Source organism: Halomonas sp. LMYGS-3, assembly GCF_059509875.1.
The window spans coordinates 65,389-77,921 of sequence record NZ_JCAKFQ010000020.1 but is presented as its reverse complement, the minus strand read 5'-3'; the positions used below and the strand labels follow the sequence as shown (position 1 = coordinate 77,921).

Genomic DNA, 12,533 nt, shown 5'->3' with positions numbered 1-12,533 from the left:
TGGATGAACATTATGACCAGCTCAAGTTCGGCATGTGAGGATGGCCGCCTTCAGGCGGCTCAAATTCTTGCCCCTTTGAGGGGCTAACAAAATAAAGCCCCCGGCTTTGCCGGGGGATATTTACTGATTGCTGCTGACCGATTGGTCGGCTCTCGGCGGCGTGCCGTGGCGGCAATGGCACACCGCGAAGGAGAAGAACAGCGCCGGCAGCGCCGGCGCAGGTCTCGATCATCCCTCGGCTCTGGCCTCGAGGCGGAAGCGGGCAATCCGATTGATCTGTGCGATGGCGGTACGGCGCTCCTCGTCCTGGCCGTTCTCCAGACGCTCCTCGAAGGCCGCCAGGATGGCGTGACGGTCGCTGCCCTTCACGGCCATCACGAAGGGGAACCCGAAGCGGGTCTTGTAGGCATCGTTCAGCCGCTCGAAGCGGGTCATCTCCTCGGGGGTGCACTGGTCGAGGCCGGCGCCGGCCTGTTCGCGGGTCGAGTCATCGGTCAGCTCGCCGGCGATGGCCGCCTTGCCGGCCAGGTCGGGGTGGGCACGGATCACCTCCAGTTGACGTTCCGGACTTGCCTCGCGCAGCACCCGGCCCATCGCCTCGGCCAGGCCTGCCGGGGTGTCCTGGGCCTCGCCGAGGCCGCGTTGCCAAGCCAGCTCGGCAACCCAGGGCGAGTGCTCGTAGATGTCGCCGAAGTGGCTGACGAAGTCGTCCAGGCCGAGCTGGCTGGGGCGGGGGATCAGGATCTTGTCGCTCATGGGTGGGGCTCCTGAGGGTGGATGGGCTTTCTCGATGATCTCAATCCTAACTGTATACAAAAAATATTTTGAAATGTACTCCATTTGAGGCTAAAACTGTTTTCATGGCCCAGGCCGATCACACTATCACAAGAGGAGAGTGACGAATGGGACGCTTGACCACCCATGTTCTGGATACCGCCCGCGGCCGCCCCGGGCAGGGCATTCGTATCGAGGTCCTTCGCCTGGAGGGGGAAACCCGCACCCGGCTGAAGGAGGTCGTCACCAACGACGATGGCCGCTGTGATGCCCCGATCCTCGAGGGCGACGACTTCCACGCCGGCGAATACGAGCTGGTGTTCCACGCCGGCGACTACCTGCGGGCTCAAGGGGTCGAGGCCAGCGAGCCGCGCTTCCTCGACGTGATCCCGTTGCGCTTCGGGGTGGCCGATGCTTCCCAGCACTTCCACGTGCCGCTGCTGCTGTCGCCGTACGGTTATTCGACCTACCGCGGCAGCTGAGGCGTCACGGGCTCCCCTGACGACGATAGACAACAACCGCACAAGACGAGAGCCGGTTTATGCAAGCGTACATCCTGGACTTTGCCAACTTCATGCTGAGGTGGCTGCACGTGATCGCCGCCATCGCCTGGATCGGCGAGTCGATCTACTTCGTGATGCTGGACAACAGCCTGCGCACGCCGAAGGCCGCCGAGGACCGCGAGAAGGGCGTCTTCGGCGAGATGTGGGCGGTGCACGGCGGCGGCTTCTACCACAACCAGAAGTACGCCACGGCGCCGGCCAAGCTACCCGACGACCTGCACTGGTCGTTCTGGAAGTCCTACACCACCTGGCTGTCGGGCTTCGCGCTCTTCGTGCTGCTGTACATGACCAACCCGGGTTTTTACCTGGTGAACCCCAACAGCAACTGGGCGTGGGCGGCGAACATGACCGGTTGGCAGGCCAACGTGCTGGCGCTGCTGTTCCTGGTCGGTGGCTGGGTCGTCTACAACGAGATGTGCAAGCGCATCAGCCCCAATATGGAACGCGATGGCCTGCTGAGCCTCGCGGTCGCCGTGCTGATGGTGGCGGTGGCCTATCTGAGCACCGAGATGTTCGCGGGGCGGGCGGCCTTCCTGCTCACCGGGGCGGTGATGGCCACCGCCATGTCGGCCAACGTCCTGTTCTGGATCATCCCCGGCCAGCGCCGCATGGTGTCGGCGATGAAGGCTGGCGAGGAGCCCAATCCGCTGGACGGCAAGCGGGGCAAGCAGCGCTCGGTGCACAACACCTACTTCACCCTGCCGGTGGTGCTGCTGATGATCAGCAACCACTACTCCTTCGCCTACTCCCACGAGTACGCCTGGGTGATCATGTCGCTGTTCATCTTCGCCGGCGCCCTGATTCGCCAGTTCTTCGTGGTCATGCACACCGGCAGGATCCAGCCGGCCTATCCGGCCGCCGGCACGGCGCTGATCGCGGTGGCGCTGTGGATCGCCGCTCCGGCCAGTGCGCCGGCGGTGGATCGCGATACCGCCGGCGCCGGCCCGAGCCTCGAGGAGGTGCACGCCATCGTCGAGACCCGCTGCGTGGCCTGCCACTCGCGTCAGCCGACCCAGCCCGGCTTCAGTGCCCCGCCGGCCGGGGTGGCCTATGACACCCCGGAACAGATGCTTGGCCAACGGGCCCAGATCCAGCAGGTGGTGGCGAGCGGCTACATGCCGCTGGGCAACATGACCGGCATGACCGACGAGGAGCGGGAGGCGATCGCGGCCTGGAGCGACTGATCCCACCCGCGATGCCCCCTTCGACGGCTCGCCGCCTTGGCGGGCCGTCATGTGTGGGATAGTCGTCGTCCTGACCGCATAGCGTATACAATGATGGCAGTCAGGGAATGCAGGAGAGAGCTTCATGAACCAGCGCCAGACCGTGGCCGAGCACAAGCCTGCCGGCACTCGCCTGGGCAAGAATGGCGATGGTGCCGAGCGCCACGATGCCATCTATCGCTCGATCAGCGATGCCATCATCGAACACCGCCTCAAGCCGGGGGCCCGGTTGCGCGAAGATGCACTGTCGGAGGTGTTCGGCGTCAGCCGTACCGGCATCCGCAAGATCCTGCAGCGCCTGGCCCTGGAACAGCTGGTCACCCTGACCCCGAGGCGCGGCGCCAGCGTCACGCGTCCCACCGCCGACGAGGCCAAGGACGTCTTCGATGCTCGCCAGATGATCGAGTGCGGGTTGATGCCGGAGGTCGCCCGGCGCATCACCGAGGCCGACGTACGCGAGCTGCGTGACATGGCGCGGCGCGAGCGCGAGGCGCTGAGGTCCGGTGAGCAGAGCACGGCGATCAAGCTCTCCGCGGCCTTCCATGAGCGACTGGCCCGGCTCTCGGGCAATGCCACCCTGGCCGAGTTCGTCGGCCGACTCTGTTCGCGTTCCTCGCTGATCCTCGCCGTCTACGGTAATGCCGGTCATCTGGGCTGCGAGTCCCATGACCACGATGACCTGATCGGCCACCTGGAAGCCCGCAACGGCGAACGCGCCCAGGCCTTCATGAGTCGCCACCTCAAGGCCATCGAGGCCTCGCTCTCGATCGTCGAGGAGGCGGAGGAGGCGCCCGACCTGTACAGCATCTTCGGCGCCTGATGGTGCCGCCCTGGCAAGCCCCCTCGGCCACGCCATACTGAGGGCATGGAAGCGCCTCTCGGATGGTATCATCGTGTCCCGACCGCCAGATGACGCACCGGAAGAGATCTCCCTGGGCAGGGTCTATGAGGAGTATGTCCGGCTCAGTGAAGTCTGCAACGACTACATCCACCGGTCTCTGGGGGATATCCGCCTGTTCGGTTCCATCGGTGCCCTGCTGGCGTGGGACCCCGTGGCGCGCCTGTTCGAGCTGGATGCCCAGCTCCAGCAACCGGTGACCCCGGTCGGCTTCCTGGTCCTGCTGCTGGTGATCGTGCTGGTGATGTTCTTCGACCTGCTCAAGCAGTCGATCTTCTTCTTCCATCTACAGCGCATGCAAGCGCTGGAGCGCGTCCTCAACCGTGCCGCTGGTGACCGCGGTGAGCTGTTTCATATCGCCGGCGGTTGGCCGGACTGGTTCCGGCGCTACCATGCCCCCGCGGCCAACGGCTTCTGGGGCGTCTTCTATCTGCTGGTGGTGGTGTTTCCGTCGATCATCCTCTACCTGCAGGAGTACGCCGCCTGGCTGTTCGTGTATCTGCCGACGGCTGTCGTTCTGCTGGGGCTGCATGCGCGCTGTGCCCTGCGGGTGCTGAACTCACTGGAACCGTAGCCGTTCCCGTCTGCTCCCTGGGCAACGCCCCTGGCCAGCCGGCCGGGGGGGCGGCCCAGGAGCAGGAGAGCGTGCTACGGCCGGGTCGGGGCAATCATGACCTTGTGGTTGCGCATCAGGAAGTAGTAGACCAGGCCGCCGAGCCCGGCGCCGATCAGCCAGGCGTAGCCATTCAGCGCCGCCAGGGCCGGGACCCACACCGAGGAGATCGAGAACAGTGCGGCCAGTCCGAACGCCATCAGCGCCTTCTGGTTCCAGCCCTTGACGTAGTAATAGGCACTGTCGGGGGCCGAGGAGAACATCTGCTGGATATCCAGCTGCTGATGCCTGACCAGGTAATAGTCGACCACGATGACGCCGTAGAAGGGGGCGATGATGGCACCGAGCGCATTGACGAAGCCGGGCACGCCGATCTGGCTGATCACCGAGACCCACAGCGCGCCGACGAAGAAGGCGATGATCGCCGTGATCAGCCCGCCGATCTTGAAGCTGATCCTGCTGGGAAAGAGGTTGGCCAGGTCATAGGCCGGCGGGATGAAGTTGGCCACCAGGTTGATGCCCACGGTGGCAGCGAAGAAGGTCAGGGCGGCGACGATGGTCAGCGGCAGCGAGTCGACCCGCTCGACGATATCCGCCGGATTGGTCAGGGCGTCACCGAACAGCACCAGGGTGCCGGCGGTGATGATCAGGGCGATGAACGAGAAGAAGGCCACGTTGAGCGGCAGCCCCAGCAGGTTGCCGAGCTTCATCTCGCGTTCGCTCCTCACGAAGCGGGAGAAGTCGCCGAAGTTGATCACCACCGCGGCGAAGTAGGCGACCATGGTGCCGACGATGGCCAGGAAGGCGACGATGCCACTGCCGGAACGTTCACTGTCGGCACTGAAGATGGTGGCGATCGCGGGCAGCAGCTCGCTGCCGGCCTGGACCCAGACCACGATCATCAGGGCCACCATCACCAGGTAGACCAGCGGGCCGGCCCAGTTGAGGAAGTGCTTGATGCGCTCGATGCCCTGCCAGAAGATCGCGATCTGGAACAGCCAGACGATCACGAACGACACCCAGGCCACGCCCGACAGGCCCAGGAAGGTCGAGCCGTCGCCGGCGCCGACGAAGGCGGTGATCAGCAGCGCCACCGCGGTGGAGGCGAAGTAGGTCTGCACCCCGTACCAGAAGATGCCGATGATCGCCCGCAGCATGGCCGGGAGGTTGGCGCCGCGCACCCCCATGCTGGCGCGGATCATCACCGGAAAGGGGATTCCGTATTTGACGCTGGGCTTGCCGGTCAGGTTGACCAGATACATCACGATGACGCCGGCCAGGATGATCGCCGCCATCACCGCCCAGCCGTTGAGCCCGTAGGTCAGGAACAGCGACGCCGCCAGGGTGTAGCCGAACAGGCTCTGGATGTCGTTGGACCAGACGTTGAAGATCTCGAACCAGCCCCAGGTGCGTTTGTTGTGCGGTATCGGGGCCAGGTCCGCGTTATGGAGCGTCGAGTCGATGCTCTTGATTTCCAGTTCGCCGTTCATCCTGAAGCGCTCCCTGTGCTGAAGAGTTGTCTCGGTTTCTGCAGCATAAGGTAGTCAGGGGGAATCCGCCTGCGATGGCGATTGCGTCGCGAGAGGCGTCAACCATCACGATACCCCCGAGCCAAGTGGCTCGGGGGTATCGTGATCAGGGGCGTAGGGGGCACCCTACGGCTGGGTTGGGGCGACCGCCACCGCTCCAGTTGCTCAGGGTTGAGGCCGCGACGTCGGCAGTACTCGGCGACCTCCTCGGCTTTCATCGAAGCGGTCTCGACCACGGCGATGAACTTGTCCCGCGACGATCAGCCGTCGGCCCCTTGGCCCAGGGGTCAGGCAGGCAACGTCTCTCGGCACGGGCCTCCCTGCGCCACTTGTAGACGGTACCCAGTGAGATCCCTTCCTGCTCCGCTATCTCTTGCGGGAACAGATCGTGAGGTGGCAGCAGCGGCGGGATTTATGCAGCATTTCATTAGCTTTAACTGCGTCGTCATGGACAACTATATCGCTTGGGAAAAGTGTCTTTGAATATTTCTTTTTCCGGTGGGTGAAGGTGAGTTCGCTCGGTATAGGAAGCGCGAAGCTGGTCGAATTGGTGTTGTGCTTGGTTTGCTAGGTTCTCTAGATTAACCCCTGGTAGCTTCCGGTCGACCATGACGGTTCTTCCATTGATGATTACTAAGGTGAAGTCCCGGCCTGAACCGTTAATAATCATGGTCTGTATCGGGTCGATAAACTGCCCCAGATGAAAACCATTGAGATTGAATACCGTGATGTCGGCCTTGGCGCCCACGGCGAGCCGCCCGAGATCCTTCCTGCCTAGTGCTTCTGCTCCTCCTAATGTGGCAGCATTGTAGTAGTCCGCTGCGGAACAAGCAGTTTCACTTCCCTCCATGATTCTCGTGGACATGATGCCGGTATGCATGTTGGTCACAAGATCGGCGGGATAGGTATCAGTTCCTAGACCGATATTGATGCCTCGCTGTCGAAAACGAGGGAACGCGTTCATGAAGTGGCCCATTCGAGCGCTGACCAATGGGCAGTGCACCAGGGTCGCCTGGCGCTCCACCAGCGCCTCGATGTCCCGCTCGATGGTGGCCGGCGTGGGAGCGAGTCCCCCGAGGTACAGCCCGTGAGGCAGCAGGCAACGCTCGGAGAGAAAGCCCAGGCTGTCCAGCCAGGACAGCGAGGATTGGCCAACCCGCTGCTGTACGGTCTCGACTTCCAGGGGCGACTGGCAACAGTGTAGGCGAACGGGGCAGGACAGCTCCCTGGCCGCCTCGGCCGTGCGCTGCAGAAGCGACTCGGTGCAGCACTCGATCCGATCGGGCGCCAGGATGCCGCGAATCAGCCCGTTCGCCTGGCCGTCGTAGTCCTTGACGAAGGCGATGGCGTCCTCCAGCCCACGCATGCCGCGTGCTTCATCCCAATGAATATCGAACCGACCGTTCGGGTGAACGACAGAGGCGCCGGTTCGATAGGCCGGCCCGAGATAGAGCCGTAGACCATAGTCGGTTCCGATAGCCGCGGCACGGGCGAACTCCTCGTAGGTTTCCCCCCACTCCCGGTACAGCAGCGAGGTGATGGGAAGGGCCGTGGTGATGCCATTGAGCAGCAACTGAGCGAAGGCATAGCGCTTCTTGGCATCCTCCTCCTCAGGGGTGTAGACGTCACGAGTGCCTTGTTCGACATAGGTGCTGGCCCAGACCCGGCCATGTCGCCAGCCTGGCGCGTTGTCGAACCCCAGCACGGTCGAATCCAGGTCGGCCAAGGCATCCAGGTCGATGAAACCCGGGCCTATCACGGCATTGCCGACATCGAGACGGTGGTCCAGCGGGCCGTCATAGCCGAAGCCGACATGAATGATCGTGTCGCCTTCATAAACCACTTCGCCATGCTCAAGCAATTCGTGGCCGGTGCCGTCGAAACCCACGACATACCGGCCGGTGATCATCGTCCTCGTCATCCGGGACTCCTTCTGTCAGACCAGGCATTCGCCATCGGCGGCGACTCTGCGCCCGCCCTTGATCACGGCGATGCGCGGAGCGCGATTCATGATGGCCTCGACCCGGGTCTCACCGGCCACGACGATCAGGTCGGCTCTGCTGCCCGGGGCAATGCCATAGTGGCTGCTGCCCATGACGTCGGCGCCACCGTTGGTGACGATATCCAGAACCAGCTCGAGGTCCTCGTCACGCCGGAAGCCGCTGCGAAAGGCCAGCAGCATGGCGCGTTCCAGCATGTCGGCATTGCCGTAGGGGCCCCAGGAGTCGCGGATGCCATCTGAGCCACAACACAGTGTCACTCCGTCGTCATGCAGGCGCTTCACCGGGGGAAAGTCGATGTAGCCCGGCCCGTGGGTCATGATGGCGATGCGATTATCGAGCAACAGTCCGATGAGATGCTCAAGGCAGGCCTCATCGACCATGCCGAGACAGAAGGCATGGCTCACGGTGACCTTGCCCTGCATGCCGAGTGCGGTGGTGCGCTCAGCGATGAGCTCCAGGGCGAAGGCGCCGAGCATTCCGGGTTCATGAAGATGGATATCGATGCCGACACCGGCCCGGTCGGCGATGGCGAAGATGGTGTCGAGGTGTCTGACCGGATCGCGATCCATGCTCGAGGGATCGATGCCGCCCACCAGATCTGCGCCCATGTTGAGCGCTTCAGCCATGAGGGCTTCGGTACCGGGACGGACCAGTATCCCGCTCTGGGGGAAGGCCACGACCTGCATGGTGAGCGCATCCCGGAAGTGATCTCGGGTGGCGAGGATGCCCTCGAGGTTGGCAAGTCCGATCTCGGTATCGATATCGACATGCGTGCGAATGTGCGTGGTGCCCATGCGCAGCGACTGGCGAACCTGGTTGCTCGACTGCTCCTGTGGCGAGTAACCGAGTCGCCGTCTGACACTCCGCTCGTCGGCAATACGCTCCTCGATCGTGGGGCCGGCGGTATGGCGATGCCAGGGCTTGCCCCAGTGAGTTTTGTCCAGGTGGGTATGGGCATCCACCAGGCCGGGGAGCAGGATGCCATTGCGCCCCTCCACGACCGGGATGCCGGGCGCCTCCAGGCCGTGACCCAGCCGCTTCACCACCCCATCGATTACCAGCACATCGGTGCACTCACCCTCGAGAGGGCGGACGTTGCGCAACAATAATGACTCAGCCATGACTGTCTCCTTGTTCCTCAGTTGATGCCGTCGTCCACGGACAGCCGTTCGTGGCTCGCTTGCCTCTGGTTGGCGGCCTTGAATGCCTCGAGGCTGGGACGCGGCAATTCGAACTGGGATTCGGCGAACAGGTAGGCGTCGGCATGCAGGCGCGCCAGCGGATGATAGGCCTCTGGGCGAACCCTGAGGGTCTGGGGATCGATAAACTCATCCTGCACATGCATGTGGAGGACCTCGCCGACGATCACCGAGCGGTTGGGGTACTCAAGCGATTCTACCTTGCGGCATTCCATGGCCACCGGTGCCTCGAGGATGCGGCCTGTACGCAGCGTGCGGCTGGGAGCCAGGGTCAACCCCGAGGCGGATACTTCGTCCTCCTCGGGGGGGAAGTCCAGGGACGTGGTGATCATCGGGTGGGCGATTTTCTCGTTGACCAGGTTGACCACGAACTCGCCACTGTCATGAATATTGCGGGTGGTGTCCTTGTAGCGCCCGTCCGGATGGTGCTGGATGCCCAGGATCAGGATCGGGGGCTCATCGCCGAAGACGTTGAAAAAGCTCATCGGGCCGGCATTCGAGATGCCGGCTCGATCGGTGGTGGTCACCAAGGCGATGGGTCTGGGGACGATGAAGCTGACCAGAAGCTTGTAACGCTCCTTCTTGCTCAGCTGGCTGAAGTCGAATTCCATGATAGTTCCTGTAAGTTGGCTCGGGGTTGCCGGCTCAGGCCTTGCCGATGAGGCGTCCTTCCTCCACGGCATGACAAGCGACGAATCCATGCTCGACATTGTGGAGCGGAGTGGGCTGTTCCCGTTTGCAGCGTTCGTTTGCGTGAGGACAGCGAGGATGAAAGGCGCAGCCACTGGGTGGATCGAGCGGGCTCGGCACCTCGCCCGCAACGGGTGTGCGAGCCCTGCCGGTCATCTCCAGGTCAGGGATGGAGTCGAGCAGCATCCGGGTGTAGGGGTGCTGGGGGTTGCGAAATAGCTCATGCTTCGTGCCGACTTCCACCAGCCGCCCCAGGTACATGACACCGATTCGGTCAGAAATGTGGTAGACCACTGACAAGTCATGGCTAATGAACAGGTAAGTCAGCGTGAACTCGCGCTGCAGGTCCTTCATCAAGTTGAGGATCTGGGCCTGTACGGAGACATCGAGGGCCGAGGTGGGTTCGTCACAGACAATGAACTCCGGGTTGCTGGCGAGGGCCCGTGCAATCGAGATACGCTGGCGCTGGCCACCGGAAAACTCATGGGGATATTTTTCCCCATCCTGTGAATTGAGCCCCACACATTCCAGCAGTGACGCGACGCGCTCCTCGATGGCCATCTTGCCATCGAGGAGCTTGAAGACGTCAAGCGGTTCGGCAATGATATCCCTGACCCGCCACCGAGGGTTGAGACTGGCATAGGGGTCCTGAAAGATCATCTGCATGCGATGGCGGATATCATCCATGTCCTGCCGGCTGTGCGTTGCGATATCCTGTCCTTCAAACTCGATACTGCCATCGGTGGTCTTGTTCAGACCCACTACCAGCTTGGCGATGGTGGATTTGCCGCAGCCCGACTCCCCGACCAGGCTGAACGTCTCGCCACGATAGATATCGAAGCTGACACCATCCACCGCCTTGACCACCTGTCGCTTCTTGCTCTCGAGTAGGCGATTGAGCAGGGGCGGCGACACATCGAAATGGCGCTTCAGGTTGCAGATACGAAAGAAAGGCCGCGCCGCTTGCGTGTCGACCGTTTCATTCAGAGGACTGGTGCGCATTGCCGAGGCTCCGAAGTTTTCCTGAGTCATGTTCATGCGTTGGCTCCTCGACAATGGTCGGCGACGGGGCGAGTGGATACAGTGCGAAGGATACGCGGGTCTCGCATCGACGGATCTTCGACGAGCCAGCAGGCAGCATCGCTGTTCTCGACGGCGATCAGGCCCGGGCGTTCGGTTCTGCAACGAGAGATGGAGTGAGGGCAGCGCGGGTTGAAGGCACATCCGTCCGGAATGGCCGTCAGTCTTGGCATGGAGCCCTCGATCTGCTCAAGCCGATCGACATCATTGAGGATGGTAGGAATGGAGTTCATCAGCCCGCGCGTGTAAGGATGCTTGGCATGCTTGATGACATCGGCTACCGGCCCGATTTCCACCAGGCGTCCGGCGTACATCACGGCGACACGGTCGGCCGCCTCGGCAATGACCCCCATGTCATGGGTTACCAGCATGACGGCCGTTCCCTTGTCCCTGCAGAGTCGCTTGAGTACCGCGATGATCTGTGCCTGGACCGATACATCCAGGGCCGTTGTGGGTTCATCGGCGATGACCAGCCTCGGTTCGACGCACAGGGCCAGTGCGATGACCACGCGCTGGCGCATGCCACCGGAAAACTGGTGGGGATACTGGTCGATGCGTGTCTCCGGGGCGGGCAGCCCGACTTCCTCCAGCATGCGGATGGCACGCTGGCGAGCTTCCTTCCTACCGATGGTGACATGGGTGCGAATCGTCTCCACTAGCTGGTGGCCAATGGTATACAAGGGGTTAAGGCTGGTCAGTGGATCCTGGAAGATGGCACCGATGTCCCGGCCTCGCAGGCGACGCATCTGTTCTTGCGGGAGGTTATCGATACGCTTGCCTTCGAGCCGGATCTCGCCGGAACTGATTCGCCCGGGACTCTCCAGAAGTCCTGTTATCGCGGTTCCCGTCAGTGACTTACCGGCTCCTGACTCGCCTACGACGCCGAGGATCTCCCCTGGGTTTATCTGCAAGGATATTCCGTCAATGGCTTTCAATTTTCCACGTCGTGTATTGAACTCGATGTGTAGATCCTTGACGTCAAGGACCGGTGTTGTTGCCTCATTCAAAGTCATGGTCGGTTTCCTCAGCGAAGTTTGGGGTTGAGAGCGTCGCGCAGCCAGTCACCCAACAGGTTCACTGACAGGACGAGCAGTACCAGAACAATGGAAGGGAAGATGACAACCCACCAGACGCCAGAGAAAAGGAACTCATTGCCGATTCGTATCAGGGTGCCAAGGGAAGGCTCCGTGGGAGGCATGCCGACGCCCAGGAATGATAGAGCCGCCTCGATGAGAATCGCGATGGCGAGATTCACGGTAGCCACCACAAGAATGGGGCCGATGACGTTGGGCAGGATATGCCTGGCCATGATCGCCCTGGAACGCAGGCCGATGACACGTGCAGCCAGTACATATTCACGGTTCTTTTCCACCATGGTAGAGCCACGTACCGTGCGGGCATATTGAACCCAGGTAGTCAGGCCAATGGCGAGAATCAGTACGAAGATTACCGCATCGTGCTGCATGTCGGCTGGGAGAACGCCTCTGGCCACACCATTGATCAACAGGGCCACCAGAATCGGCGGGAAGCTGATCATGACATCGGCGATACGCATGATCGTGGCATCGACCGCCCCCCCTACATAGGCGGCCACCAGACCAAGCGATACGCCTAGCACCATGGCAAATGCCACGCTCGCCAAGCCAACCAGAATGGATATGCGTGCCCCGTAGAGTATCGCAGACAATACGTCTCGGCCTTGACCATCGGTGCCGAGCAGGAAGCTACTCTCGCCACCCTCGGCCCACACCGGAGGAAGCTCGCTGTTCATGAGGCTCAAGGTGCCAACATCGAAGGGATCATGTGGCGCAATCCAGGGAGCAAGAATTGCAGAAATTATCAAGATGAACACCACGACGGCTGCCACTATGGTGACAGGTGATCGTCGAAAGCTATAAAACATATCGCTATCGATAATCGTGTGCCATTTGCCGTAGACTCTTTTTGCTATGGAACTCATG

General features: G+C 62.1%; 12 protein-coding genes. 4 read left to right on the top strand and 8 right to left on the bottom strand.

Annotated features, from left to right (window positions below; all coding sequences use genetic code 11):
- Window positions 1-228: 228 nt before the first annotated feature.
- A complete protein-coding gene (gene uraD / locus AC5W54_RS16645; protein WP_495963216.1) occupies window positions 229-756 on the bottom strand; it encodes a 2-oxo-4-hydroxy-4-carboxy-5-ureidoimidazoline decarboxylase in 528 nt (175 codons plus the stop codon).
- A gap of 146 nt (window positions 757-902) precedes the next feature.
- On the opposite strand from uraD, the gene uraH reads away from it, so the two are divergent.
- From uraH to AC5W54_RS16625, 4 genes are all read left to right on the top strand, one after another.
- Window positions 903-1,256: a hydroxyisourate hydrolase gene (uraH, locus tag AC5W54_RS16640; RefSeq protein ID WP_495963215.1), complete on the top strand. Its 354-nt coding sequence runs from the start codon at window positions 903-905 to the stop codon at window positions 1,254-1,256.
- Between the two features lie 59 nt (window positions 1,257-1,315).
- Window positions 1,316-2,521 (top strand): urate hydroxylase PuuD, encoded by a 1,206-nt coding sequence (locus AC5W54_RS16635; RefSeq protein WP_495963214.1) that lies wholly within the window; start codon window positions 1,316-1,318, stop codon window positions 2,519-2,521.
- A gap of 124 nt (window positions 2,522-2,645) precedes the next feature.
- A complete protein-coding gene (locus tag AC5W54_RS16630) occupies window positions 2,646-3,380 on the top strand; it encodes a GntR family transcriptional regulator (RefSeq protein WP_495963213.1) in 735 nt (244 codons plus the stop codon).
- 73 nt (window positions 3,381-3,453) lie between these two features.
- Window positions 3,454-4,032: a hypothetical protein gene (locus tag AC5W54_RS16625; RefSeq protein WP_495963212.1), complete on the top strand. Its 579-nt coding sequence runs from the start codon at window positions 3,454-3,456 to the stop codon at window positions 4,030-4,032.
- Window positions 4,033-4,106: 74 nt separating this feature from the next.
- Here AC5W54_RS16625 and AC5W54_RS16620 read toward each other — a convergent pair whose 3' ends face one another.
- The 7 genes from AC5W54_RS16620 to AC5W54_RS16590 form a co-directional block, all read right to left on the bottom strand.
- Window positions 4,107-5,561, bottom strand: a complete 1,455-nt coding sequence (locus AC5W54_RS16620) for an NCS1 family nucleobase:cation symporter-1 (protein ID WP_495963211.1) — start codon at window positions 5,559-5,561, stop codon at window positions 4,107-4,109.
- Between the two features lie 484 nt (window positions 5,562-6,045).
- Complete coding sequence (locus AC5W54_RS16615; protein WP_495963210.1) at window positions 6,046-7,521, bottom strand: amidohydrolase family protein; 1,476 nt, start codon at window positions 7,519-7,521, stop codon at window positions 6,046-6,048.
- A 15-nt stretch (window positions 7,522-7,536) separates the two neighbouring features.
- A complete protein-coding gene (locus tag AC5W54_RS16610) occupies window positions 7,537-8,724 on the bottom strand; it encodes an amidohydrolase family protein (protein WP_495963209.1) in 1,188 nt (395 codons plus the stop codon).
- A 17-nt stretch (window positions 8,725-8,741) separates the two neighbouring features.
- A complete protein-coding gene (locus AC5W54_RS16605; protein WP_495963208.1) occupies window positions 8,742-9,413 on the bottom strand; it encodes a flavin reductase family protein in 672 nt (223 codons plus the stop codon).
- A 34-nt stretch (window positions 9,414-9,447) separates the two neighbouring features.
- Window positions 9,448-10,530, bottom strand: coding sequence for an ABC transporter ATP-binding protein (locus tag AC5W54_RS16600; protein WP_495963207.1), 1,083 nt, complete (start codon window positions 10,528-10,530; stop codon window positions 9,448-9,450).
- A complete protein-coding gene (locus tag AC5W54_RS16595; RefSeq protein WP_495963206.1) occupies window positions 10,527-11,585 on the bottom strand; it encodes an ABC transporter ATP-binding protein in 1,059 nt (352 codons plus the stop codon). The genes AC5W54_RS16600 and AC5W54_RS16595 overlap by 4 nt, the downstream gene beginning before the upstream one ends.
- An 11-nt stretch (window positions 11,586-11,596) precedes the next feature.
- Window positions 11,597-12,532 carry an ABC transporter permease gene (locus AC5W54_RS16590; RefSeq protein ID WP_495963205.1) on the bottom strand — a complete coding sequence of 312 codons (936 nt, stop codon included), beginning with the start codon at window positions 12,530-12,532 and terminating at the stop codon, window positions 11,597-11,599.
- Between the last annotated feature and the right edge of the window lies 1 nt (window position 12,533).

Coding starts and splice junctions, on each gene's coding strand:
- uraD (WP_495963216.1), bottom strand. CDS start 756: ATGAGCGACAAGATCCTGATCCCCCGCCCCAGCCAGCTCGGCCTGGAC.
- uraH (WP_495963215.1), top strand. CDS start 903: ATGGGACGCTTGACCACCCATGTTCTGGATACCGCCCGCGGCCGCCCC.
- AC5W54_RS16635 (WP_495963214.1), top strand. CDS start 1,316: ATGCAAGCGTACATCCTGGACTTTGCCAACTTCATGCTGAGGTGGCTG.
- AC5W54_RS16630 (WP_495963213.1), top strand. CDS start 2,646: ATGAACCAGCGCCAGACCGTGGCCGAGCACAAGCCTGCCGGCACTCGC.
- AC5W54_RS16620 (WP_495963211.1), bottom strand. CDS start 5,561: ATGAACGGCGAACTGGAAATCAAGAGCATCGACTCGACGCTCCATAAC.
- AC5W54_RS16615 (WP_495963210.1), bottom strand. CDS start 7,521: ATGACGAGGACGATGATCACCGGCCGGTATGTCGTGGGTTTCGACGGC.
- AC5W54_RS16610 (WP_495963209.1), bottom strand. CDS start 8,724: ATGGCTGAGTCATTATTGTTGCGCAACGTCCGCCCTCTCGAGGGTGAG.
- AC5W54_RS16605 (WP_495963208.1), bottom strand. CDS start 9,413: ATGGAATTCGACTTCAGCCAGCTGAGCAAGAAGGAGCGTTACAAGCTT.
- AC5W54_RS16600 (WP_495963207.1), bottom strand. CDS start 10,530: ATGAACATGACTCAGGAAAACTTCGGAGCCTCGGCAATGCGCACCAGT.
- AC5W54_RS16595 (WP_495963206.1), bottom strand. CDS start 11,585: ATGACTTTGAATGAGGCAACAACACCGGTCCTTGACGTCAAGGATCTA.
- AC5W54_RS16590 (WP_495963205.1), bottom strand. CDS start 12,532: ATGAGTTCCATAGCAAAAAGAGTCTACGGCAAATGGCACACGATTATC.